The following is a 23,111-nucleotide window of genomic DNA, read 5'->3' as shown; positions in this document are numbered from 1 at the left end:
GTCACAACTTTGAGCATGAGCAAATTCGTCAGTTACTGCTGGATGCACCTACGGGATTCAACCCAACAGATGGAATTTGTGATTTGGTATGGAATGCCAGGTTATCAATGGAGATGGAGGTTGTTAAAATGAGAGCGAACTTGTAGTTGCCATACCTTTCCTGCGTATTTAGCGGGGCTTTTGATTGTATGAAAGCACCCCACAGCTTCAATTCAGGTCGTGAAGTTATCGTGAGAACATGATGTTATGACTCCATTTCTCTCGCTACAGTCATTGCCTTGATGTTATAGTGTTCTAAAGCACTCCAAAACAAAATTATAATTGTTAATCGGACAGAGGACTATGTCTAAATTATCTCCTATTTTGGCAAGCAGCTTGCTGACTCTCTCATTACCAGGTGTCGCTGATGAGGCACCAGAAAAATACCAAAATTTTGCTGGTTTTACAGGCATAGTTAATATCCCGACGGCGGAAGTGAAAGATCCTGGTGTGGTTGATATTGGTTACAACACCCAACTTGATTTTGCCGGATCAAAATACACAGATGGCTACAATTATATTTTTTCTGCTGGATTGTGGTCTGGATTGGAAATCAGTGGACAAATTGCCACCAGCACAATGCATGACAATTTGTTTAGGGCGAAGGTATTAGGCGACAATCAGATACGCGATTTATCTTTTAACGCCAAATATCAGCTCCCATTGATCCCACAAGAGTGGTTCTCTGTGGCTATTGGTGGCAGAGATATCGGTGGGGCAGCCAATAAATATGAATCTTATTTTGCTGTCGCTTCAAAAGATTGGTACAGCTTTCGCTTTTCAGGCGGTATTGCTAAAAGTAAAAACGATTTTGGCATGATGGACGGTGTGTTTGCGGGGGTTGAGTGGCAGCCATTAAGCTGGTTTGCTTTGCAACTTGAACATGATGCTGACGCCGTGAATGCCGCAGCACGGGTGACCATCCCCAAAGCATGGTTATATGACTTAGGGACTGTGACTCTGACCAGTCGTTTTTACAGCAATACAGACCACAGTGATAAAGACACATATTTTGGTGTCAATTTCTCTATGCCATTATCGGATCAGCAGCAGAGTAATTATCCAGAGATTAAAGCCGCGCCCGACAATGCTGGCACATTGGAAAAACTGAAAGGTACCAATGAAAAGCTGACAGCACCGGTGTCGGCGCGGGAAGACAGCCCGCGAACAGCTGCTCAACAAGATGTGGCGAGCTTGAACACCACTGACCTGAATTCTGCTATTCGTGCTTTGAAAAAGTCCTTGGTGCAAGATGGCTTTGAGAATGTTCAGGTCGGTATGAATCGTGAGCCAAGTGTGATTGTTGGGTTCGAAAATGCCGTTTTCAATCGCAATGATATTGATGCATTAGGTCTGGTACTTGGCAGAATAGCCCAGTATATCGATCAGGATAATGCGCGTTTTGTTGTGCAGTTAAGCAAGCATGATATTCCATTACTGGCACTGTCAGGCAAAGTACAGGACTATAAGCGTTTTATTACCGATGGTGTTTCGCCTGCATTGACTATTCGTCAAGGAGCAATGGAAGCGCAAAAAGGGGTTGCCTGGATTGGAGATGGAAAAGCCAATAGCCCATACTTTAAGCCTCGCTTAACTCTGAGCCCTGCGCTCAGTTCAACTTATGCCACAGATTTGGGGGTGTACGACTTTTCTCTGGCATTACGAGGAGATCTTGAGATACCTGTGTGGCGTGGTGCAGGCATCAATATAACAGCACAAACGGTGGTTGCCGATACTGAAGACTTTGAACCAGGCGATACGTTTGAATCTCGTCGTGAGCAAAACGGTTTAGAGCGTGCTGTTTTCTATCAAACATTTGACTTACCCTTCGGTTTTTACAATCAAACCCAGGTTGGCTTTTTCCGTGAATACTATGATTACACGGGGATTATTAACGAAACAGCTTGGGTAAGCCCGTCTGGACGCCATAAGCTTTACAATAATTACGGCTTCTTTGACTATGAGGATTTTGATGGCGATCGTGATTATCATGTTATGGGCTATCAATATCACTGGGTAGAGCAGGATATGACCTTCCACTTGTCTGGGGGAGAGTTCTGGCAAGAGGATAAAGGGTTCAAGGCAGAGACTAAGTTCTGGTTTGGTGACAGCTATGTGTCAATTTTTGCCTATGATACAGATGTTCAAGTAGCGGGTATCTCTTTCAGTATTCCACTGACACCGAGAAAAGACATGGCAGTGTCGGAATACGGTCAGATCAAAGGTAATCAGGCATGGCGTCATAGTGTCGGTACACGTATTGGTGAGGATACCAATGCGCTGGTGTACAAAAAGGGATATGTCCCAGAAACGTCTATCACGCTGGACCGTACCTACTTTAACCAGGGGCGCTTGTCTGGTAGTTATGTGTACGCAAATCTTGGCAGATTGCGTGAGGCATACCTTACTTATAAATAAACCAGCCCAAATGAAGTCAGGCTGTCTAATGACAGCCTGATCGAGTATCAAGCAAGCGAGCCTCTTTGCGTACTTTTCCGTCACCACACCACTAACCGTGATCTATCACAAATAAATTCAGTTTGATGACAAAAATCTTAAATTTCTGCTTGAGAATTGTGTCTTTCGCTCCAATACTTAGATATAGGTAAACAACAAAAGGGAGCGCTTATGAAAATTAATCTTTCAGGCCACCATGTAGATATGACAGAAGCCGTTAAGCAACACGTTGATGAAAAGTTTGCCAAAGTAGCTAATCACTTCCCGTCGCTGTTGTCGATAGACGTCATAGTCAGTAAGGAACACAAGAAATTTTACACTGAGATCAACACCAATTATTCAGGAGCCAGGATATCTGTAAAAGGAGAGGATGACGTCATGTATCCGGCTATCGCACAGGCAGCTAAAAAGTTGGATGCTGCGTTAAAACACAGAAAAGGGCAGCTCAAGGCCAACAAACATGAAAAACCTGTGAGTACGACCCCGCCAATCGCACATGAAATTATTCAGGAAATGAACCTGAATTAGAGATAAAAAAGAAGCCACTCACGAGTGGCTTCATTCGTAATGGTGCTCAAACAGCCCCGTCAAAGCCCATCTGACGCCACGATTCATACACAAACACAGAAACCGCATTGGATAAATTCATGCTCCTGCTGTCGGGCCGCATCGGGATGCGCAGGCGTTGCTCTGGTGGTAAAGAGAAAATAAGGTCTTCTGGTAGGCCTCTTGTTTCCGGACCAAACAGCAGACAATCACCGCTCTGGTAGTCTGGCTCATGGTGATAACGTGTCCCCTTAGTTGTGCAGGCAAACACGCGATTTGGTTTACGGGCTTCCAGATAGGCTTCCAGTGATGGGTAGCGCTTCACTTCACTGAATTCGTGATAATCCAGGCCGGCGCGTCTGACGCGTTTGTCGTCCCAGTCGAAGCCCAAAGGCTCAATTAAATGCAAAGAAAATCCGGTGTTTGCACACAGGCGAATGATGTTACCTGTATTGGGGGGGATTTCAGGCTGATACAGTACGATGTCTAACATGGATAACCTCAAAATAATATTGCTTGCAGTATAGCGCATCCAGCATCAAGGCTAAAAGTGGTGCTGAACTCTTGTGAGTAGTAGAGAGGTGGGCAGTGTGTCCATATTATTATACCAGCGTCACTAATTTTTCATTTTCATGACTTACACTATAAGATAAGCCTAACTCGGAAGTTTAATCAGGTTGTAGAGGTAATAGGTGGCCCATAATTATAACTTTTTAGTCCGATTTTCCAGTATTTTTACGCTGGTGATGGCTGCGCTGATGATAGCGGCCAAGACCTGGGCCTGGCTGGCATCAGGCAGTGCGGCCATGCTGGGGTCGCTGACGGACTCATTACTTGATGTCAGTGCATCTATGATGAGCTTTTTGGTGTTGAGCTATGCGCTGCGCCCTGCTGATGATGACCATCGCTTTGGTCATGGTAAAGCGGAAGCTCTGGCGGGTCTCGGGCAATCTGCATTTATTGCGGGGTCTGCCTGCTTATTGACCTTTCATGGTATTGAGCGCTTGTTTAACCCGGTAACCATTCAGCATAGCTTGCTTGGCGTCTGGGTAAGTCTGTTTGCTGTCGCCTGTACATTCGCCGTGGTTGTCGTGCAGCATCAGGTGGTTAAGCGCACTCAGTCGATCGCTATCAAAGCTGATTCGTTGCACTATAAAGGAGATATTTTACTCAATCTCGCCGTGCTGACTGCATTGTTACTGAGCCATTGGCAGGTCCAGCATGCCGATGCATTATTTGCGATAGGGGTGGCGGCTTATCTGCTTTATAACTGCTGGGAAATTGCCCGGGAGAGCGCGGACCACCTGATGGACAAAGAACTCCCTGATGAAGAAAAAACCGAGATTATTTTGTTGGCTTCCAGCCATGAAGACGTTTATGGCGTGCATGATCTCAGGACCCGCCAAAGTGGTAAAGTGAAATTTGTACAGTTGCACCTGGAGCTGGACGATCATATTCCATTGGCGCGGGCGCACCAGATCAGTGATGAAGTGGTGGCACATATTAAAGCGGCTTTTGAGGCCGAAATGGATATACTGATCCATCAGGATCCTGTGTCGTTAGCGGTATCACCAACTAATTAGTTGCACTGAGTGACGGCGTTTTTTGGCTTATCATACGCAATGAGCTGAACGGCAAAGGTATAAAATTGCTCTAGTACAGCCCGTCTTATGGTGTCGACTTCGCATAGTAGCTCGTGCTTGCCGGGGTAATGAGATAACTGGCAGGCATCATTATTGGCGGCAAACATGGAATGTGCAGCAGGGCAGACAATGCTGTCCTGTTGTGCACTGGCAATACTCAGTGGCAGATCAATGCGCAGCTGTGCCAGGTTTGTGGTAAATGTTAGTGCCTGTTGCAACCAGCGAAAGCTGACCCCTCCCAACTGTAATGCAGAGTGTTGTTGATATAGCTGCCTGAACACAGTATAGCGTTGTTCGCATTGTGTGAGCGCGTTGTCAGCAAAGGCTTTTGGCTGGTAATTTGTCTGGCCAATGGCATAGCGTTTACCCAGCCCGAGGTTGCAGGCCAGTGAGGCAATTCCACGGGCAAACCAGGCAGGATAAGGCGCAGTATTGATTGCAAACATGGGGGCACTGAGAAATGCGCCCGCAACCGGGCTGCTAAACCGGGATAAGTAATCGCATGCAATGGCCCCACCCATAGAATGGGCCAGGATGACGCTCTTGCCCTGCCACTTAGGCAAGACTACCTCGGTGAAAAACGCATCCAGACAATCGCCATACTGCGTAAACCGCGGTATATAACCAATGTGTTCATTGTCCAGAAACCGCCCCGACAGACCCTGTCCCGGGTGGTCAAAGGTAAACACGGCAATCTGGTTATTGGCAAGCTCCCACAACAACTCCTGATATTTGTGCGCTGATTCAATCCGGCCGTTAACCAGGATGACCGCAAACTGTGCTTGAACGGGTATATGACAGGCATAAAAGAGTGGCCCGAGTGGGCTCTCAAAAGTGCCCTGGTCGCAGCGTTTCCAGTGTGCCTCTATATGAGGTAGATTATTAATTAAGTGCTTACTTTCGCTATAAAACATGCTGGTCTATTGGCAACTCTACGGTGACCCGCAGGCCATTGTGATTGCTAAACTGAATACGGCCATGATGCACTTTTATGGCATGTTGCGCAATTGCCAGCCCTAGCCCAAATCCGCCTGGCTCTGCTGTGCCTTCTGGTGTCCTGGCCTGTGACGCCCTGAAAAAGGGGATGCAGAGCTTCTCTAGCATCGCCTCACTTACGCCGGGACCATCATCACAGATGGTGACGGTTAATGTGTCGTCCTGTCGTTGTGCTGTCAGGCTAACTTGTTTGTCTGCGTATTTGATGGCATTTCGTAGTATATTTTCAAACGCGCGGCCAAGTAGCATGGCATCAACTGTTAAGGTCAGCTCAGGCAGGGGGGTCCAGTCAAGCTGTTTGCCGAGTTGCTGACTTTCAAATTTGCCATCGTCAAGGATTGGGTCAAGTAATTCTATAAGTGAAGTGGGGTATGGGTTTAGTGTTAGCTGCTGAGATTCCAAGCGGGACAATTGAAGTATATCACTCAGCATTTGCTCAAGCAGATGGGCTTCTTTCTCGACTCTTTGCAGATAGGGCGACAGCGTCTCTGGCGCTTTATCGCTGGCAATGCCGTTTGCCATTTGCAGACGGGTTAAGGGCGATCTCAATTCATGTGAGATATCGGCCAGCAGACGCTTTTGTTGTGTGACATGCGCTTGCAGGCGACTGGCCATCAGGTCAAAATCTTTACCCAGCTGCCCCAGTTCGTCCTGGCGTGATGCACTGATGTTGGCTCGTGTATCCAGTTTGCCTTGTGCGAGTGCTGCTGCAGCCTGCTGCAGCTGTCGTACCGGCTTTAACAGGCCACGTGTAAACCACAGGCTAAAGCCAAAGCTGGCCAGGATCAGAGTCAGCAGCTTTGCCCAGGTTGGCATTAAGCGGATCTTTGTCAAAATGCGTGGGTCGCGATGGTCCATTAGTTGAAAAAGCTGATACTTTTCACCGTGTAGTTGAATATCTACGGGACCAAAAGCTCGGTACTGCTCAGTGTCGATAATTTGTGGTGGAGCGTTGGCTGTAAAATTCAGTAGCGCCAGATCCCACTCCTTGAGCTCTGAGTGGCTCATAACACTGCGTTGGTCGTCGCTGTGCCGTAGGTAGACTTTTGGTCGGTGGCTGCGGTGTCGAGCGGGTAATAAGGTGTACAGGGGTTGGCCAGGGCGGCTTTCAGCACGGCGCTCAATATTACGTTGCAGGTGCTGCAGATTTTTCAACATTGCGGGGCTGATCTGGCGTGTTTCCAGTATGTCAGGTTGTAACAGGCTGACACTCATCAGTAGCAACAAAGTGGCGGCGATTGTGCCCCAAAACCATAAGAAAACTTGTATTAGTAAGTACTTCCTCATCTCATGCCTTCAGAAATATATAGCCAGAGCCACGTAATGTCTTGATATAAGTATGTGAGCTGTATAAAGCGATTTTTTTTCGGACATTGCTGACATGCATATCCACTGATCTGTCATAGGGGGCCAAAGGACGGCCAAGCACCGTTTGTGACAGTGTTTGCTTGGTGACAGTCTGGCCTGCCGATTTGACCAGCTGGTGCAACATTTCGTATTCCGTGCCTGTTAGAGGCAATTGCGTGCCTTTGATGCTGGCGGTACGCGACGACAGATCCAGCGTCAGGTCATGGTATTCGAAACAGGGTTCAGTTGCATTGTGAAGCAGGTGAGCGACACGACGGGTAATGGCTTTGATCCGTGCCAGTAACTCCCTGTGATTAAAGGGCTTAGGGATGTAATCGTCGGCACCGAGTTCAAGCCCAAAAATACGGTCAAAATCATCGCCTTTGGCCGTTAGCATTATCACCGGGGTCATTTTCTTGGCACGGAGTGCTTTGAGCACTTCAAAGCCATCCAGGTCTGGCAACATCACATCCAGCAGGATGACATCAAACTCTCTGGTTAAGGCCATGTCCAGCCCGCCAGGCCCTGTATGTGCGGTAATAACATCACACCCTTCACTGTGCAGATAGTCTTCCAGCAGCTCACACAGACCTCGATCGTCGTCGATTATCAGTACATTGGCACTCATATGGTTACTCATTCACTGTTCCTGTGTTTATTTTACCCTACTATAGAAGTAAGGCGGCTGACTTTACACTTCTTTACGCTCAGGAAGTTAAGCAAAAAACAGTGAGTGTGTAGCACTGAAACAGCTCTTGACAAAACTTTACACAGCCTTGACGTTGCTTTGCTCTGGCGTTGCTAAAGTTGAACTCAGCTTAACAGGAGATGCAATTATGAATACACACACTATGAGCAAAGTTCGCAGTACATTGAAAGCCTTGGTACTCGCCTCAGTGATGGCGGGTAGCAATGCAGCACTGGCAGATACGGGCGAGAACGAGACACAGTCTCGGGCAACGAGTATGAAACCGATGAAAAGCATGGGACATATGTTGCTATCTAAGCGTGCCGTGAAGCACCTGGCGCTGACTCAAAGTCAGCAAGATGAATTGAAAAGCCTTTTTGACGCACAGCGAGAGCAGGTTAAGAGCCTTCGCGGTGATAAAGTCAAAGGTGAACATCGTGACGCATTTAAATCACTGATTGAGGCGGAGCAGTTTGATAAAGCCCAGGCGGAAGTGTTACTGGAGCAATTTCAGCCTCAAAAGCGTGAAATGATGCTGATAAGGTTAGAAACACAACACAAGGTGTATCATATTCTGACTGAAGAGCAGCGCGCCAAACTTAAGCAGCTGCGTCATAAGCGAATGGCTAAAAAGCATCATCAACATCAGTCTTCGTAACGAGTATGGCTGTGGGGTATAGCCCGGATGACTACCGGGCTAATATCTACTCTTTAAAGAAACTGTCGTCGTTTTTGGCCAGCATGGCCTCTAAATCTTCCACCATATCCCGGGCCGCTTCAGGCGACAGATCCGCACTGTTGAGCGGGGTTGAAATTTTATTATTTTCTTCAGACCACTCACCTAAATCAATCAGCTGACAGCGTTTTGAACAAAATGGACGATGCGGGCTTTGCGCCGACCAGACCACAGCAGCCTGGCAGGTAGGGCACTTTACAGATACAGGCATACACACCTCTGCATTACTAATTTTCTCTATTGTACTGTGCTATGTGCTGGCAGTCACTGACACCGGGGGAATTAGTAGTTCGTTACCCGGTTGACCTCTGCCAGTGAGGTGATCCCGTCCGCGGCTTTTTTCAATCCGGATTGACGCAGATTTGCAAAGCCTTTACTTGTAGCAAGTTCAGCAATCTCCAGGGAATTACCGCCTTCCATGATGGCATGCGAGATTTCCGGAGTGATCTTCATTACCTCGTAAATACCTACCCGGCCTTTATAGCCATCGGTACAGTGATCACATCCTTTGGGCGCATAGAGGGTCATATTCTCAATTTGATCTGCGCTAAAGCCCTGACGTTGTAATTCCTCTGTGGGCAATTGTTCTGGCTCTTTGCACTTGGGGCACAATCGACGGGCAAGGCGCTGGGCAATGATCAGGCTGACAGAGCTGGCCACATTATAGGCCGGTACGCCCATGTTGAGTAAGCGGGTCAGGGTTTCTGCGGCTGAATTGGTGTGCAGGGTACTCATAACCAGGTGACCGGTTTGTGCTGCCTTGATGGCAATCTCTGCGGTTTCCAGATCCCGGATCTCACCAACCATGACCACATCGGGATCCTGGCGCAGGAATGCCCGCAGTGCATTGGCAAAGGTCATGTCTGCTTTGGTATTGATTTGAACCTGGTTGATACCTTCCAGGTTAATTTCGACTGGATCTTCCGCAGTGCTGATGTTGCGCTCTGGTTTATTGAGTATATTCAGGCCGGTGTAAAGCGAGACTGTTTTACCTGAGCCAGTCGGTCCGGTGACCAGGATCATCCCCTGAGGCTGATCGAGTGCATTTAGGTACATGCTCTTCTGATCTGCTTCATAACCCAGTGCTTCAATGCCCAGTTTGGCGGCTGAGGAATCGAGGATCCGCATTACGATTTTTTCGCCCCACATGGTGGGCAGAGTACTAACACGGAAATCGATGCTTTTGCGCTCTGATATTTTCAGTTTGATACGGCCATCTTGGGGTTTTCGCTTTTCGGCGATATCCAGATGAGACATGACTTTGATGCGTGCCGACAAACGGCTGGAAAGTGCATGCGGTGGGCTCGCCATTTCATGTAATAAGCCGTCGATCCGAAAGCGCACCCGATATTTCTTTTCATAGGGTTCGAAATGGAGATCCGAGGCGCCTTTTTTAATTGCATCCATGAGGATCTTGTTGATATACACGATGATAGGCGCATCGTCTTTTTCTTCGTCGGTGTTCTGTTGTTTAGGCTCGTCTTCGACATCCAGGCTGGCAAATTCTTTAAACTCGTCTTCACTGAGGCTGAGAGAGCTATTATCGTCAAAAAGTTGGTCAATCTTCTGATCGAGTAGCTTATAGTCTACAACCACCACTTCACACTGCAGGCCGGTGCTGAACTCAAAGTTCTCGAATGCGCCGTAATCTGTGGGATCTGAAGTCGCAATAAAGAGCTTACGATCTTTTTTGACCAGAGGCAGCAAGTGGTGCTGACGGATCAACTTTTCTTTGACCAGCTCCTTGGGAACCTGGGTAATGTCAAAGCCGTTCAGATCGAAATAAGGTACTCTGAATAAGTCCAGACATTGCTCGGCCATCTCCTGGCTGCTCATGCCACTACACAGGCAGATGAGCTCAGCCGTTGAATGGGCGTCTGCTTGTTTGGCTTTGACCTGCTCGGCAGTCAGTTTGCCAAGGGTAATAAACTTTCTCAGTAACGGCGAGTGATGTTCCATAATGCTCTTAAGACTTCAACGAGTTACACTAAATGTAGCAAAAAATGCTTGGATACGGGTAGCGATTTGGTCGTAAACCCTGCTTTGTGTGAGCCTGTATCGTAAAGATCAGGCACGTTTTTTTTCTGCCAGCAGCAAAAACGCCTGGTGTAAGGCGACAAGTTCAGTTTGCATCGCTTCTAGGGGCTGATTGTTATCGAGAATAAAGTCAGCTTTTGCACGTTTGTCGGCTCTGCTCATTTGCGCTTCAATAATGCGTTCAACCTGCTGCTGGTGGGCGTTGTCTCGTGTGCAAGTCCGTGTGAGTTGCACTTCAACAGGTACATCGACAAGCAGGGTTTTATCACAGTATTGTTCTAGCCCGTTTTCAAACAGCAAAGGAGCAGATAGAATGACATAGTCGCTGTCAGCATGGGCCAGCTGGGTAAGTAATTGCGTGCGGATCAGCGGGTGCAGTAAGGCGTTCAGCCAGTTTTTTTCGTTTTCATCCGCAAAGATGATGCTGCGCAGCTTTGAGCGATCTAACGTGCCTTGAGCCGTCAGGATCTGCGCCCCAAAATGGGCCTCAATGGCATTTAACCCCTCGCTGCCTGGTTCCACCACTTCTCGGGACACAACATCGGCATCCACAACATCAATCCCTAATTTGTTCAGGTAGTCAGACACCGTTGTTTTTCCGGCACCGATACCGCCAGTTAAGCCCAAGATCCAGTTGGCCATAACGCTATACTCCTAATAACGACAGATACCAGCGGCTGAGTTGCTCACCGTACAATAGCGTTAGCCAGCCGGCAATCGCGAGGTAAGGACCAAAGGGGATAGGGCTGGCTTTATCTTTGCCTTGCACAGCGAGTTGTGTTGCGCCGATCACTGCCCCAACAACACTTGAGAGCAGCACGATGAGTAGCAGTGACTGCCAGCCCATCAGCGCACCAAATACGGCCAAGAGTTTAAAATCACCAAACCCCATGCCTTCTTTGCCGGTCAATAGCTTGAATCCCCAGTAAATGCTCCATAAACTCAGATAACCAACGGCCGCACCAATAATGGCTTCAGATGGCGGAATGGTGATGCCTGCCACGGCCGCCAACAGAGCAAACCAAAGTAAGGGGAGGGTTAATTGGTCGGGCAGCAGCATATGATCAATATCAATGAAGATCAGTGCAATTAGTACCCAGGTTACCAGTATGTATACCAGCGCTTGGGGCGTGGCTGAGAAATGCCATGCCAACCATAGTGAAGCCACGCCTGTAAATAACTCAACCAACGGATAGCGCTTGGGAATTGGCGTATCACAGTATGCGCATTTGCCACCGAGCAGTAACCAACTGAGCAAGGGAATATTATGATGTAGTTTGATCTTAGTATTGCACTTAGGGCAGGTAGACCCGGGTGCCATCAAATTAAAAGTGGCAGGTTCCGCTTGCTGTGGCGCCTGCTCCAGAATTATTCGGCATTCGGTCTGCCAGTTGCGTTGCATCATAATGGGTAAGCGATAAATGACAACGTTTAAAAAGCTGCCGATACACACACTGGTCAGTGCGACAGTTAGCAACCAAAACCAGGTTTGCTGCTCCATAAGGTGCCAAACTTCTTGCATAAATAGGGTCTTTTTTATTGTGTTAAATGACGGTGCCGAGCTGGAATATAGGTAAATACATGGCAATAATCAAGCCACCAACCAGCACACCCAGGATCACCATGATCATAGGCTCAAGCAATGAAGATAGTCCATCGACTGCATCATCCACTTCCTGCTCATAAATACTGGCGACTTTGGCCAGCATACTGTCCAGTGCACCTGATTCTTCCCCTATGGAGACCATTTGCACTACCATATCGGGAAAAATTCTGGCGTTGCGCATCGCCCAGTTCATTTGGTTACCTGAGCTGACTTCACCCTTAATATCCAAAATCGCATTTTTATAGATGATATTGCCGGAAGCACCAGCGGCTGAATCCAGCGCATTGACCAAAGGAACACCCGCTGCAAAGGTGGTCGATAACGTTCTAGCATAGCGGGCAACGGCGGCTTTTTTCAGGATTTCGCCAATCGCCGGGATCCGCAGTACCATTCGATCGTTAAAGTGACGAACGGCAGGACTACGTTGCAGTGCTTCTTTGTAGGCATAGCCTGCGCCACCCAGGCCAATAAGAAACAGCCACCAGTATTCCTGCATAAACTCAGAAATGCCCAGTACCATCAGTGTAAAGCCTGGTAATTCAGCGCCAAATCCGGTGAAAATCTCTTCAAATTGCGGGACCACAAAAATCAATAATATGGAGGTCACGATCAGGGCGACAGAAAGTACAGCTATTGGGTAAAACATTGCTTTTTTGATCTTAGACTTGAGTGCTTCTGCTTTTTCTTTATACAGCGCTACTCTGTCAAAGATGCGGTCTAACGCACCCGACTGCTCACCAGATTCAACCAGGTCGCAATATAATTCGTCAAAATATCTCGGGTGACTACGCAGGGACTTGGCCAGCGGTTGGCCTGCTTTGACTTCGTCGGCAATGTGCGTGATAAGCTTACTGAGGCTTTTATTTTTGGCACCTGAGGCAATCATATCCAACGCCTGTACCAGAGCCACACCGGCAGTCAGCATAGTGGCAATTTGCCGGGTCACAACGGCGATGTCTTTTGGGGTAATTTTTTGTGTGCTACTGAACCCGAATAGGGGTTTAGGCTTGCGTTTTACTTTAGATGGCGTGATCCCTTGCTTGCGCAGTTGCGCTTTGACCAGGGCCACACTGGTGCCAGTTAGTTCGCCTTGTAAACGTTTACCACGGGCGCTAACGCCGACCCAGATAAAAGTATCGACTTTGGCAGAGTTTTTGTCGGGTTGGTTCATAAGGTATGATTTAAATAGAGGGAGCCAAGCTCCCTCATTTAGTCAGCTATTAAGGATTAGCTGTAGATACGGTGCAAGTGGCAGGTAACCATGCTGTCTTAGAAGCATCATTTACCGTCGCTGTACATCTCCACTCAGAGATAGTGAAGCCTGCAGTGAAGTTTGCTGCAGTCGCTGCAGTGTTGCCGTTGAACGGAGTCACAACAACGGAGACGCCCGCCATGTCTGATTTACCTGTGATGGTGATAGCACCTGTTGCACCAACCACAACTGAATCAACCATTTCGGTTTGCTCACCAGTAGTGGCAGAAGCACAGTTTGCTGGTGCACCACCAACCTGTGAAATTTCTGTCACACAGGCCTTAGGCATGGTTGAAGCAGCCATCAGCTCAGAGGCTTTAGCACGGTTAATGTAGTCTTGGTAAGCCGGCAGGGCAACGGCAGCAAGAATACCAATGATTGCGATTACAATCATTAATTCAATAAGGGTAAAACCACCCTGTTGTCTTTGCGTCATGATGTGTCTCCTAAGGGATATTAGACCCGATGCCAGCAACTACTCACACCAGGGGTTTATTAAATTTGTGCTCTCAGAATAGGACCAAGTATAGGTCTTTATTCCTATAATAAGTTTGTTGTAAATCAATACTGATAATCATAACTTTATCCTAAGTCATCATGACTAGAATCACTCATCAGTTTACAACATAACTATGACAGTTTTGATTTTTAACTGTCTGGCAACCATCGAGCTTTACTGTCGTATGTCTTACTTGCTCTGTTAACACAAAGAGCTGGTCTGGGATCGAGCGCAAGAATTATTTAGCTGCTAATTCTTTGTTCGTATTAAAAAGTGTTTTCTCATTCTTGTCAACGAACGGGCTTTGTATTTCCTTACAAAGCCGTTACACCTGTTACTCGAAGCGCATAGATAAGTCTATACTCTGCAGGTGTTTCGTCAACGCACCACTTGAAATGTAGTCCACGCCAGCCTGCGCATACATCGCCAGTTTATCTAAGGTCATATTACCCGAGACCTCCAGCTTAGCTCTACCGGCAGTTTGTTTAACGGCAATTTGAATGTCCTCAACGGTAAAGTTGTCGAGCATAATGATATCTGCGCCTGAATCGAGCGCTTGTTGCAGCTCATCAAGGCTTTCTACTTCAACCTCAACGGGCTTATCCGGGTGGTTTTGTCTGGCTTGTGTAACCGCTTTAGCAATCCCGCCACAGGCTGCAATATGATTCTCTTTGATCAGGAATGCATCAAACAATCCGATGCGGTGGTTTTTACCCCCACCACAAGTTACTGCGTACTTTTGCAATGCGCGCAGGCCCGGGATGGTTTTTCGTGTATCCAGCAATTGTGTATTGGTATCTGCGAGTGCGGCAACAGAAAGTGCTGTTGATGTGGCTGTACCCGACAGGGTTTGTACAAAGTTGAGTGCGGTGCGCTCAGCTGTGAGGATAGCACGAGCACTGCCTGTTGCTTCAAAAATGCGCTGATTTGGCTGCAAGGCATCGCCATCATTGACCAGCACATTGACCTCAACACTGGGGTCCACTTGCCTGAATACCTCAAGGATCAGGTCTTTACCGCAAAATACGCACGCTTCGCGTGTAATGACATAAGCTTTTGCTTGCTGGGAGACGGGGATCAGGGCTGCGGTAATATCACCATCAGCAGCACTTTGGTTATTCAAGTCTTCATCAAGTGCCAGCTTAACCAGCTGGGGGATCTGTTCATTTAACATGGGTTATCTTGGCTTTGCTATTCAATAACCTAATTCTACTGTGTTACGCCAGTTAATGACAATGTCGTTTATTGGTGGTCTCACAGGGATACTTTGCGATGGTCTGTCCCTAGTGTCAAAATAACATAGTGAAAGTATGGCAAACTTGCTAAGGTAATAGCATAGTAAAGAGGCTAAGTGGTTCTATTTATGAAGGTAAATTGGTTGCCTGGTGCTCATCAGCGGCACTCACCCCATTATAATGAACGCCCGGCTGAGTGTGCTCCTTCATTACTGGTGGTACATTGTATTTCCTTGCCTGCGGGCCAGTACGGCGGCACCTACATAGATGAGCTATTTATGGGCACTCTGGACTGTCAGGCGCATCCTAGTTTTGACTCTCTGCAAGGCGTGAGGGTATCCGCCCATTGCCTGATCCGTCGAGACGGGACGGTTATCCAGTATGTGCCGTTTGATAAACGTGCCTGGCATGCTGGGGTATCTGAATTCGCAGGACAAGACAACTGCAATGATTTCAGTATTGGTGTTGAGCTGGAAGGGACTGATACGACGTCGTACACTGAAGCACAATACCAGGCCCTGGCTCAGCTCACGATATGGTTGCAGCAGCAGCTTCCTAGGCTGACCAGAGAGCGCATTGTCGGGCACAGTGATATTGCACCTGGTCGTAAACACGATCCTGGCGTAGCGTTCGACTGGGACAAATATTTTGCATTGATAAGATAAGAGTAACGGACATGATGTTAATTTCTATCATAATTGCTTTGGTTATTGAGCGCCTTGGTGCCCGCTCAGAACATTGGCAGATTGATTACTATATGGGTAAGTACCTGACATGGAGCAAACATCAGCTTCGTGAAAAAGGGGTTTTCAGTTCTGATCCTGGCGTGATGATCTGGTTGGTACTACCCACAGCGTTGATTGCCATGGTGTACCATTTTTCTGACTTCATTATATTTCAGCTGATACTCAATGTACTGATCTTACTGGTATGCTTTGGCTGTGGACGTTACCGTCGCTTGTACAAAGGTTATCTCAATGCATTGACGCGAGGGGATTCTGAAGCAGTGACACTGTATGCACTGCAAATGGGACAGGAACGGACTGAATCAGAGCGAAATGGTGAAACTTTCGGGCAAACGCTGGTATGGATTAATTTTCAGCACTATTGCGCGGTGATGTTCTGGTTTGTCGTATTAGGCGCACCAGGTGCGGTGTTATATGCAACGGTGCGATACCTGGTTACAACGCTCACTGAACGTCAGGAAGACGACCTGCCTGAGCAGGTTGCGTTACTGCGCAGTACGTTGGGGGAACAAACACAGCGGTTTTCCAGGTTACTCTTCTGGCTTGATTGGTTGCCAGCCCGGGTTGCCAGCTTTGGTTATTTGATCATTGGTAACTTTACAAAAGGCACAGGGTGTTGGCTCAAGTACTTACTGGATTTTGACACCCCCAATAGGCGTGTGGTGAGTGATATTGCACTGGCCGCTGAGCAAATAGAGCAGCAGTTTTTTGGTTGTACTTATGAAGCAACCTGTATGATGCGCCTGGTTAAACGTAATATTCTGTTCTTTTTGGTCCTGACAGCACTACTGACTTTGTTTGGTGGTCTGAGTTAACAGCGAATTGTCCCGACAGTTGACCCTGTCGGGAACACGCTTAACCTGGCTGAGCAGCTAACCAGGTTTGCTTGCGTTCAGTCATTGCTGCCAACTGATTGGGCTGAACATCCAGCGTTGACAGTAGCTGATCTGTCACATCTATCAGATCACATACCCCAGCTACATTCCACAGTGCTTCTTCCAGGCCTTTGGCTTTGTGTATTGCATAATGGCTGACATATCTCAGCTCGTTGGCCAGGTAATCCATATCGGGCCGGCCTGTTTTGGAGATATACAGATGAAATATAAATAGTAACTCTTTTTTGAGCGCCCGTTTGATAAATAAAAACAGTGGATCCAGAGACTCCCCCGCTGCGACACATTGGCTTTTCAGTGCTTCTTTCAGTTCCGTGGCCTGAGGGTCAAAGCGCAGGAATACCGTATATTGCAGGGGTTTATCCTGACGCGACTGCTTGCGCAAGCGCTCACTCAGATAGTCACCAATAAACTCATTCGGTAGTAAACCTTCGCTCTGGACATACTCTTGATGATTATGGTGAAACACCTGGCTGAGTAACACTTTGTGTAGCGCTGTCGGGTAGAGTCCCTGAGCAACGGCGCCAATTCTAAAATGGGCCGCAGATTTGTGCAGGTACAAAGGAAACTGGCAAATGCTCTTAGTGACCATGTTACGCAGCGCATGAGAGAGCCCGGGGATTCTGGGGGCTTCTTCGCATGGCTGAAGTTTGTTCTTATTACTCTCAATCAGGACCTTAAAAAAAGTGATCGCAGTATGCTGCACATTACTGAGAATGTTGACCTTCAGATTGATGATGGTCTTTGCTTTATTGACGGCCATAACTTCATATCTGAGTTTGGTCAGATTATGCTGCTTGGTAATTTTTTGCAGCTCGGGCAGGTCGAGGTGCACAATATCGCCTTTTTGCAGTGTCGCTGGTTCTTCAAGTGCGACTTGCAGGCCCATGACTGAGAAATCGCGGGTATGGCCATGCAGCGCCTGACCATCCTCTTGTATCACCGTTGCTGAGGTCTTATACAGATAGCGTTTGTGTGAGCGCAGGTTGACGTACTCTAGTGCGACGACCTCCAGTGGGGGAGGCACTTTAGCTTTGCCATGGCCAAACTGCTTAATGAGATTAACTTGCTCTTTTGGATAATCCAGTGCCTGATAATATGCCGTTTGTTGCTCGGTGGTAATATCGCTGAGGGTCATCAGGTATTTCACGTTTTCAATCAGCCCCTGTACACGTGGGGTTGGACGTTTGTTGAGCTTCTCCAAATTCTTGCCAGCGCTGGAGGGTAAAGAGAGCGGAATGAAGGCATCTTCATGGTGGCTGGGCATCAGCTGGACTTTAAAGATCCGCCAGCTGTCTTTCTGACTGCCAAATCCCATAAATAAATCACGTAATTCGGCCGATTTTTTGAGTTCCCAGTCAAATGCTGAGTAAAAATAGATTTTGCCATTTTTGCCATGGGTGAAGGTGTAACAGTACGCTTCTTTCACCGGCTCAGGACGAAGCAGTAGCATATCAAGGCGCTGCTGATTAAAGACACTGTATAGTGAAGATGTTTTTCTTTCATCTTCAAAGTAATAGTTGATGTGTGCGTTGTTTTCATTTGTGAGCACCAGGCTCGGGTAGAGCATGGTTTTAGCCTGGCTAAAAAACACGAACAGTGAATTGACCCTGGGCAGGTAATATTGCTCATATCCCTTACACACAACGGCATCCATGGTGTTATCCAGGTTGATTTTGTAGCGGCGTTTATTGCCGTGGATAAAACTCTGTAAAAAGTCATCAAATCCACTGTTATTCTCTACAAAAGTACGCTTGAGGCGAATGTGGTTATACTCGCTGGAGACCGGATCGACGGCGACCACTTCGTACTGGATCCCACTTTTCAGGCCCAGTTCAAAATCCTGCTCAAGGCCGACCAGCCTCAGCGACACTAAATTGCCTTTATGTAAGTGATAGTTTGGGGCCAGCTTTATTTTCGCGCCACTGAGGGATATGTCTGACGTACTGGCATTGGCGATCCGCTGATTGCCAAACTCTACCGTGATCTTGATTGAATAATTCATCCGCTCTTCTATACGACTCTCGTATGAAGCAAAGCGGATGTACTGTGTTGACTGAGACAGATCTAGCCCAGGCGTATCTTCTTCTTGTTGTTGGGCCGCCTGCTTTTGCATGACCTTAAAGTTATTGTCGGTGTTCATGACCGCTTCGTAAACGGCTAAGGTGTAGCCGCCATAACGTGCGACTTCTTGCTCAAATACCCGTATTGCAACATCGTCCATAAAATGTTGCTTGCCGTCATGCTCATAGGGTTTTACCTGCCCGGACACTTGGCCACGCAGGTCAATAAAGCGTGCTACGGGCTGAGATAGCCGGGTCATTTCCATCTTCAGCAGGAACTGGTCAGGCTTACTGAGTTGCGCCGTTTTTTGCTTGAAGATAAAGTCAAAATTTGGATCGCCGAGATCAATCTTTAATTCATCTATTAAGTCTTGGTATTGTTGTAATTTATCTTCAGCCATAGGTACACATTTTAAATCAGCAGATCTTACCCGGTTATTGTTTCAGCCTTTGCCAAATTTATGTCAGTATTAACGCTTACTGTTGAACTAAGCTTAATTGAGTTTTAATTTAAGCAATAACTATGCCTTGATTTTTATGGGAAAAAAGAAAACCGCATTTGTCTGTAGTGATTGTGGAGCGGAATTTGCTCGATGGCAAGGGCAATGTTCTGAATGTAAAGCCTGGAATACAATTACTGAGTTCAGGGTGCCATCAGTGAAAGCAGCACCGCGTGGCGGAACTATGGCCGGATACGCTGGTGTCGTCGAAGCCAAGGTCCAGACGCTGGATGAAGTTAACCTTGAGTCGTTACCTAGATTTTCTACTGGATTCAAAGAGTTCGACCGTGTTCTAGGTGGTGGTGTGGTGCCGGGCAGCGCCATCCTGATTGGTGGTGAACCGGGAGCTGGTAAGAGTACTTTGCTGTTGCAGACTATGTGTTTGCTGGCCGAATCCATGCCGACTCTATATGTAACGGGTGAGGAATCTTTGCAGCAAGTGGCGATGCGTGCAAAGCGGCTGGGTCTGCCGACTAACAAATTACGCACACTGGCCGAAACGAACGTGGAAAGTATCTGCCAGCTGGCCTTGCGTGAAAAGCCCGCGATTATGGTCATTGACTCGATACAGGTGATGCACATGAGTGATGTGCAGTCGGCACCTGGGAGCGTGTCTCAGGTGCGCGAGAGTGCCGCGTACCTGACCCGTTTTGCGAAGCAAAATCAGGTCGCTATCATTATGGTAGGCCATGTGACCAAAGACGGCTCCCTGGCGGGCCCTAAGGTACTGGAGCACTGTATTGACTGCTCTATTTTACTGGAAGGCAGCAGTGACAGCCGTTTCAGAACGCTGCGTGGTAATAAAAACCGTTTTGGGGCGGTTAATGAGCTTGGGGTATTTGCTATGACTGGCCTGGGCCTGAAAGAGGTCAGTAACCCGTCAGCTATTTTCCTCAATCGTGGCGAGGAGCAAACGCCAGGCTCTCTGGTAATGGTCATCTGGGAAGGTACCCGGCCACTGTTGGTCGAAGTTCAGGCGTTGGTAGACTACTCTCAACTGGCAAACCCACGTCGTGTTACTGTTGGCCTGGAGCAAAATCGCCTGGCTATGTTGCTTGCTGTGTTACACCGTCATGGTGGTTTGCAGGTGGCTGATCAAGATGTCTTTGTCAATGTCGTCGGTGGCGTTAAGGTATCAGAAACCAGTGCCGATTTGGCATTAATTGCTGCTTTGGTCTCGAGTTTTAAAAACCATGCGTTGGAACGTCAGATGGTGGTGTTCGGAGAAGTTGGGTTAGGGGGAGAGATCCGTCCGGTGCCCAGTGGCCAGGAAAGACTACGCGAAGCCGCGAAACATGGCTTCAAACGTGCTATTGTACCTATCGCGAATAAACCAAAGGATGTCATTGAGGGAATGGAGGTGGTTGCCGTTGCCAGCCTCAGTGATGCGCTCGAAGCCTTGTTTTAGGGAATCCTCAAAAATGAAAAAATCTACGATCATGTTGGCGGTGGCTGGTGCGTTGTCAGCTGCTGTTGTTGGCGCACACTTTTATGCGAATCAACAAGCTGAGTTGGTGGTGCAGAAGCAGATCACACAATTTGCTGAACAATCTGAGCTGCTCATTGAGCATCAGGGGTCGTCCTATAATTTGTTTACCAACACAATTAAAGTTCAGTCTTTGGAGATCAAAGACGCAGCGGAGCAACAGGTGTTGCTGAACATTGGTGAATTCAGCTTACAGGGCTACGAAGCAGACAAAATCAGTGAGTTTACTGAAGTAAAGCTGGCGAATGTGACACTTAGCCCTGTATTGGCGGCGGAACTGGCGCCGCAAGCTGCTACGCTGGCTGGTGCCAGTTATGCGCTTACCTCATCTTTACGTTATAACCCGGACAGCGGCAACAGTCAGTTCAAATCTTCCGTTGACGCGGATGGGGTAGTGGGTGTTGAGTTCAACTTCGATCTGGGCAACAGTACAGAGTTGATGACAACCTCTTTAGAGATGCAGAAACAGGACTCTGAGATGACGCTGGAGCAGGAATTGCAAATGCAAAGCAAGCTGATTTCTGCGATACAGTCGCTGCAACCACAAACCCTGACGTTTGCTATTGCCGGACAGCCGAAGTTAGACGCTCTGGTGACAGAGTTATTGACCAACCAGGGACTGAGCAAAGAGCAATTTGAGCAGATGCTGGCCATGCAACTGGCACAGGTACCGGTTTCTGAAGAAGCCAAACAGGGACTCAGTGGTTTTGCGGCTGGCCTAAATGCTCTGGAGGTTAGTGTGTCATTAGATGAGGCGATGGACTTCAATGCATTTTCTCAGCAAGTCCAGTCACTGTCCGCTGATCCGGAGGCACTTGAAAAGTTCTTAAATCTGAAAATAACTGGCTCTTGAGCCAGGTTGTCAAACAGTAAAAAGCCACCTCTCGGTGGCTTTTTTCGTATTAGGTGTATGTGTTAGTTATTCAATGCCAGCATCAGCTCGCGATTACGTTCCAGCTTGGCGAGCATTTGCTGTGCCAGTGGCTTAAAGGTGGCGAGTTCCGCCGCAGGTAAGGGCTGTGACTTGGGCAGCTTGACTGTACGTGGGTTGCGGTGCACGCCATCTACCAGAAACTCATAATGCAGATGAGCACCGGTTACGCGACCCGTTGCACCAACAGTACCAATTTTCTGGCCCTGCTTGACCTTCTGGCCTTTTTTGACATGGCGCTTATGTAAATGCAGGTACTTAGTCACATACTGACTGCCGTGCTGTATAAATACATAGTTACCATTCAGGCGGTTAAAGCCCGATTTAATGACTTTACCATTACCCGCAGAGACCACAGGTGTGCCGACTCTGGCGGCGTAATCTATGCCGCGGTGCGCCGACACGCGGCCCGTGACAGGATGCAGACGGCGCGGGTTAAAGTTGGAACTAATATATTTGAAATCAACCGGTGCACGCAGGAAGGCCTTTTTCATACTGCGCCCTTCAGGGGTGTAGAAGTCACCGTCGGAGTGACGTACTGCGGTATAGCGCTCACCCTGATTAATGAATTCAGCAGCGATGATTTTGCCAGTGCCGATTTCCTCACCATCCACAAAATGTGATTCGTAGATAAGAGAAAACTGATCACCTTTGCGAATATCGTTGGCAAAGTCGACATCCCAACCAAAGATGTGCGCAAAGTTCATGATCTGACGTTCAGATAAGCCTGCGGTGATACCGGCCGTCCAAAAGCTGGACTTGATCTCGCCCCCGGCTGACTTTTCGACAGTCTCTATTTCTTTGCTTTCGATCCGCGTGGCATAACTGCCTTCCTCATTACGGCTGACAAGTAGTGTATCTGTTTTTGATAGCACATATTTCAGCTGTAACAACTCACCTTGTTCATTACTGGCAAAGCTCAGCACTTCGCCTGGATGGATTTTGGTAAGTTTTCGTGTTTCGGCATTGGTATTGACGAGCTTATGCAGCGTTTGTGCTGAAAAGCCGGCGCGTTTAAAAATCACTGCCAGGCTGTCGCCATTACGGACCTGGTGGTCAACGAAATCGTATTGTGGGGCTTCGGGAGCAAGCGGCTGTTCAATGATATCGGGCGCTTCACTGAGCTCAGTCAGTTGAGGCTGTGGCTCTTCGACATTCAAAGGAAGCTCATAGCGCTTGCCGACTTCGAGCGCGTCTTTGTCGTGATCTCGGGAGGCTGTTGCCTTCTCAGACGGAATGAGTGCAATAGCGACCATTGCTGACAGCAAGCCCAGGATCAGCAACTTGTGTTTTTTTGGGAGTTTGTGCACTGCATGTACCATAACGTGCCTTTTCCGCTGTCAAGAATTATTGCAAATAATAGTGCAGCATATACGTAATAATGCGCAAATACCAGTCTTTTATACATTTA

The 23,111-nt window shown here is 47.8% G+C and carries 21 protein-coding genes; 8 read left to right on the top strand and 13 right to left on the bottom strand.

Going from position 1 to position 23,111, the window contains the following annotated elements:
* Nucleotides 1-342: 342 nt before the first annotated feature.
* A complete protein-coding gene (locus tag MHN31_RS14475; RefSeq protein ID WP_239444563.1) occupies nucleotides 343-2,457 on the top strand; it encodes a YjbH domain-containing protein in 2,115 nt (704 codons plus the stop codon).
* A 210-nt stretch (nucleotides 2,458-2,667) separates the two neighbouring features.
* The gene (raiA, locus tag MHN31_RS14470) at nucleotides 2,668-3,024 is read left to right on the top strand and encodes a ribosome-associated translation inhibitor RaiA (RefSeq protein WP_010383567.1); all 357 of its coding nucleotides are present in this window, start codon (nucleotides 2,668-2,670) and stop codon (nucleotides 3,022-3,024) included.
* A 46-nt stretch (nucleotides 3,025-3,070) separates the two neighbouring features.
* Here the strand turns inward: raiA and trmL are convergent, their stop codons facing one another.
* Nucleotides 3,071-3,535: a tRNA (uridine(34)/cytosine(34)/5-carboxymethylaminomethyluridine(34)-2'-O)-methyltransferase TrmL gene (gene trmL / locus MHN31_RS14465; protein ID WP_049864429.1), complete on the bottom strand. Its 465-nt coding sequence runs from the start codon at nucleotides 3,533-3,535 to the stop codon at nucleotides 3,071-3,073.
* A gap of 247 nt (nucleotides 3,536-3,782) precedes the next feature.
* Here trmL and MHN31_RS14460 point away from each other — a divergent pair, with 247 nt between their 5' ends.
* Nucleotides 3,783-4,625: a cation diffusion facilitator family transporter gene (locus MHN31_RS14460; protein ID WP_267252279.1), complete on the top strand. Its 843-nt coding sequence runs from the start codon at nucleotides 3,783-3,785 to the stop codon at nucleotides 4,623-4,625.
* On the opposite strand, the gene MHN31_RS14455 is transcribed toward MHN31_RS14460, so the two are convergent.
* The 3 genes from MHN31_RS14455 to MHN31_RS14445 are packed head-to-tail and all read right to left on the bottom strand — an operon-like array spanning nucleotide 4,622 to nucleotide 7,656.
* Entirely contained in the window at nucleotides 4,622-5,599 is a 978-nt protein-coding gene (locus MHN31_RS14455; RefSeq protein ID WP_239444562.1) for an alpha/beta hydrolase, read from the bottom strand. The genes MHN31_RS14460 and MHN31_RS14455 overlap by 4 nt on opposite strands.
* Nucleotides 5,589-6,968, bottom strand: a complete 1,380-nt coding sequence (locus tag MHN31_RS14450; RefSeq protein WP_239444561.1) for an ATP-binding protein — start codon at nucleotides 6,966-6,968, stop codon at nucleotides 5,589-5,591. Before MHN31_RS14450 ends, MHN31_RS14455 begins: the two co-directional genes overlap by 11 nt.
* 1 nt (nucleotide 6,969) lies before the next feature.
* Nucleotides 6,970-7,656 (bottom strand): response regulator transcription factor, encoded by a 687-nt coding sequence (locus tag MHN31_RS14445; protein ID WP_125559185.1) that lies wholly within the window; start codon nucleotides 7,654-7,656, stop codon nucleotides 6,970-6,972.
* Nucleotides 7,657-7,864: 208 nt separating this feature from the next.
* On the opposite strand from MHN31_RS14445, the gene MHN31_RS14440 reads away from it, so the two are divergent.
* Nucleotides 7,865-8,374, top strand: a complete 510-nt coding sequence (locus tag MHN31_RS14440) for a Spy/CpxP family protein refolding chaperone (protein ID WP_125559023.1) — start codon at nucleotides 7,865-7,867, stop codon at nucleotides 8,372-8,374.
* Nucleotides 8,375-8,420: 46 nt separating this feature from the next.
* On the opposite strand, the gene yacG is transcribed toward MHN31_RS14440, so the two are convergent.
* The 7 genes from yacG to nadC all read right to left on the bottom strand — a co-directional run bounded on the left by yacG (nucleotide 8,421) and on the right by nadC (nucleotide 15,020).
* Nucleotides 8,421-8,663 carry a DNA gyrase inhibitor YacG gene (gene yacG, locus MHN31_RS14435; protein WP_010383557.1) on the bottom strand — a complete coding sequence of 81 codons (243 nt, stop codon included), beginning with the start codon at nucleotides 8,661-8,663 and terminating at the stop codon, nucleotides 8,421-8,423.
* 71 nt (nucleotides 8,664-8,734) lie between these two features.
* Complete coding sequence (gene pilB, locus MHN31_RS14430) at nucleotides 8,735-10,411, bottom strand: type IV-A pilus assembly ATPase PilB (RefSeq protein ID WP_125559025.1); 1,677 nt, start codon at nucleotides 10,409-10,411, stop codon at nucleotides 8,735-8,737.
* Between the two features lie 108 nt (nucleotides 10,412-10,519).
* Nucleotides 10,520-11,131, bottom strand: coding sequence for a dephospho-CoA kinase (gene coaE / locus MHN31_RS14425; RefSeq protein ID WP_239444560.1), 612 nt, complete (start codon nucleotides 11,129-11,131; stop codon nucleotides 10,520-10,522).
* A gap of 4 nt (nucleotides 11,132-11,135) precedes the next feature.
* Nucleotides 11,136-12,011, bottom strand: a complete 876-nt coding sequence (locus MHN31_RS14420) for an A24 family peptidase (protein WP_239444559.1) — start codon at nucleotides 12,009-12,011, stop codon at nucleotides 11,136-11,138.
* Between the two features lie 22 nt (nucleotides 12,012-12,033).
* Nucleotides 12,034-13,266: a type II secretion system F family protein gene (locus tag MHN31_RS14415; RefSeq protein WP_125559031.1), complete on the bottom strand. Its 1,233-nt coding sequence runs from the start codon at nucleotides 13,264-13,266 to the stop codon at nucleotides 12,034-12,036.
* A gap of 49 nt (nucleotides 13,267-13,315) precedes the next feature.
* Nucleotides 13,316-13,783: a prepilin-type N-terminal cleavage/methylation domain-containing protein gene (locus MHN31_RS24255; protein ID WP_138539313.1), complete on the bottom strand. Its 468-nt coding sequence runs from the start codon at nucleotides 13,781-13,783 to the stop codon at nucleotides 13,316-13,318.
* A 397-nt stretch (nucleotides 13,784-14,180) separates the two neighbouring features.
* Nucleotides 14,181-15,020, bottom strand: coding sequence for a carboxylating nicotinate-nucleotide diphosphorylase (nadC, locus tag MHN31_RS14405; protein WP_125559035.1), 840 nt, complete (start codon nucleotides 15,018-15,020; stop codon nucleotides 14,181-14,183).
* Nucleotides 15,021-15,209: 189 nt separating this feature from the next.
* Here nadC and ampD point away from each other — a divergent pair, with 189 nt between their 5' ends.
* Entirely contained in the window at nucleotides 15,210-15,746 is a 537-nt protein-coding gene (gene ampD, locus MHN31_RS14400; RefSeq protein WP_125559037.1) for a 1,6-anhydro-N-acetylmuramyl-L-alanine amidase AmpD, read from the top strand.
* Nucleotides 15,747-15,757: 11 nt separating this feature from the next.
* Nucleotides 15,758-16,642 carry a beta-lactamase regulator AmpE gene (gene ampE / locus MHN31_RS14395; protein ID WP_239444558.1) on the top strand — a complete coding sequence of 295 codons (885 nt, stop codon included), beginning with the start codon at nucleotides 15,758-15,760 and terminating at the stop codon, nucleotides 16,640-16,642.
* A gap of 40 nt (nucleotides 16,643-16,682) precedes the next feature.
* Here the strand turns inward: ampE and MHN31_RS14390 are convergent, their stop codons facing one another.
* Entirely contained in the window at nucleotides 16,683-19,184 is a 2,502-nt protein-coding gene (locus tag MHN31_RS14390; RefSeq protein ID WP_239444557.1) for a PilZ domain-containing protein, read from the bottom strand.
* 136 nt (nucleotides 19,185-19,320) lie between these two features.
* On the opposite strand from MHN31_RS14390, the gene radA reads away from it, so the two are divergent.
* Both radA and MHN31_RS14380 read left to right on the top strand, forming a co-directional pair.
* The gene (gene radA, locus MHN31_RS14385; protein WP_125559043.1) at nucleotides 19,321-20,691 is read left to right on the top strand and encodes a DNA repair protein RadA; all 1,371 of its coding nucleotides are present in this window, start codon (nucleotides 19,321-19,323) and stop codon (nucleotides 20,689-20,691) included.
* A gap of 13 nt (nucleotides 20,692-20,704) precedes the next feature.
* Nucleotides 20,705-21,622 carry a hypothetical protein gene (locus MHN31_RS14380; RefSeq protein ID WP_125559045.1) on the top strand — a complete coding sequence of 306 codons (918 nt, stop codon included), beginning with the start codon at nucleotides 20,705-20,707 and terminating at the stop codon, nucleotides 21,620-21,622.
* A gap of 62 nt (nucleotides 21,623-21,684) precedes the next feature.
* Here MHN31_RS14380 and MHN31_RS14375 read toward each other — a convergent pair whose 3' ends face one another.
* The gene (locus MHN31_RS14375; protein WP_125559047.1) at nucleotides 21,685-23,022 is read right to left on the bottom strand and encodes a peptidoglycan DD-metalloendopeptidase family protein; all 1,338 of its coding nucleotides are present in this window, start codon (nucleotides 23,020-23,022) and stop codon (nucleotides 21,685-21,687) included.
* Nucleotides 23,023-23,111: the final 89 nt, after the last annotated feature.

The sequence above is a fragment of the Pseudoalteromonas sp. McH1-42 genome (assembly GCF_022347845.1).
GTDB classification, from domain to species: Bacteria; Pseudomonadota; Gammaproteobacteria; order Enterobacterales; family Alteromonadaceae; genus Pseudoalteromonas; species Pseudoalteromonas rubra_D.
Note: the sequence above shows the minus strand (reverse complement) of the source record. Positions and strands in the feature narration are given on the sequence as shown.